Consider the following 498-nt stretch of genomic DNA (forward strand, 5'->3'; position numbering starts at 1 on the left):
CAAGCCGCACGTAAACGTCGGCACGATCGGTCACGTTGACCACGGCAAGACCACGCTGACCGCGGCGATCACGCACGTGATGTCCCAGGCATCCGGCGGTCAGGGCATGGCCTTCGACCAGATCGACAAGGCGCCGGAAGAGAAGGCGCGTGGCATCACGATCTCCACCTCGCACGTCGAGTACGAGTCGGAGAAGCGTCACTACGCCCACGTCGACTGCCCGGGTCACGCCGACTACGTCAAGAACATGATCACCGGTGCCGCCCAGATGGACGGCGCGATCCTGGTGGTTTCCGCTGCCGACGGCCCGATGCCGCAGACCCGTGAGCACATCCTGCTTTCGCGTCAGGTAGGCGTTCCGTTCATCGTCGTCTTCCTGAACAAGGCGGACATGGTCGACGATCCGGAGCTGCTTGAGCTGGTCGAGATGGAAGTCCGTGACCTCCTCTCCCAGTACGACTTCCCGGGCGACGACACCCCGATCGTCACCGGTTCGGC

1 protein-coding gene is annotated in these 498 nt (G+C 63.9%); it reads left to right on the plus strand.

Going from position 1 to position 498, the window contains the following annotated elements; translation table 11 throughout:
- Positions 1 to 498, plus strand: a 498-nt coding sequence (locus AWR35_RS04490) for a GTP-binding protein (protein ID WP_156413934.1), incomplete at both ends; no start/stop codon positions are given.

The organism is Guyparkeria sp. WRN-7, from assembly GCF_001641825.1.
Classification (GTDB): domain Bacteria; phylum Pseudomonadota; class Gammaproteobacteria; order Halothiobacillales; family Halothiobacillaceae; genus Guyparkeria.